We start from the raw sequence: 869 nt of genomic DNA on the forward strand, positions 1-869 counted from the left end.
CGGGCCGAGTTTTGAAAGTCGAAAGGCAGAACCGATGAAGACCGTTTCCACGTCGAAGTCGCATGGCGGCGTCCAGGGTGTCTATTCGCATGCGTCGGAGGCGTGCGCCTGCGACATGACCTTTGCGGTGTTCGTGCCGCCGCAGGCCAAGGACGGTCCGGTGCCGGTGCTGTGGTACCTGTCGGGCCTGACCTGTACCCACGCCAACGTCATGGACAAGGGCGAATACCGGCGCCTGGCCGCCGCACTCGGGCTGATGGTGGTCTGCCCCGACACCAGCCCGCGCGGCGAAACCATTGCCGACGAGAAGGACAACTGGCAGTTCGGCTCGGGCGCCGGCTTCTATGTCGACGCGACGCAGGCGCCGTTTGCCGCGAACTACCGCATGTACGCCTACGTCACCGAGGAGCTGCCGGCGCTGATCGCCAAGAACTTCCCGGCCGACATGGCGCGGCAGGCGATCTTCGGCCACTCGATGGGCGGCCATGGCGCGCTGACCATCGCCTTGAAGCACCCGGAACGGTTCAGGAGCTGCTCGGCCTTCGCGCCGATCGCCCAGCCGTCGACGGCGGGCTGGTCGAAGCCGGCGCTGGAGAAATATCTCGGCAGCGACGAACAGTCATGGCGCGGCTATGACACGACGCTGCTGATCGCGGACGGCAAGCGCTTCCCGGAGTTCCTGGTCGACCAGGGCACGGCCGACGGTTTCCTCGACGAGGGCCTGCGCCCGTGGCTGCTGGAAGAGGCGTGCCGGAAAGCCGGCATCGGGCTCACCCTGCGCCTGCAGGATGGCTACGACCATTCCTACAACTTCATCTCCACCTTCATGGACGATCACCTCAGGTGGCACGCCGAACGGCTGGGGTGAG

Annotated in this window: 1 protein-coding gene; it reads left to right on the forward strand. The window is 66.2% G+C overall.

Going from position 1 to position 869, the window contains the following annotated elements:
• Nucleotides 1–34: 34 nt before the first annotated feature.
• The gene (gene fghA, locus PV773_RS25135; protein ID WP_347968990.1) at nt 35–868 is read left to right on the forward strand and encodes an S-formylglutathione hydrolase; all 834 of its coding nucleotides are present in this window, start codon (nt 35–37) and stop codon (nt 866–868) included.
• Nucleotide 869: the final 1 nt, after the last annotated feature.

Origin of the sequence: Mesorhizobium sp. CC13 (assembly GCF_039907765.1) — a bacterium.
Lineage (GTDB): Bacteria > Pseudomonadota > Alphaproteobacteria > Rhizobiales > Rhizobiaceae > Aminobacter.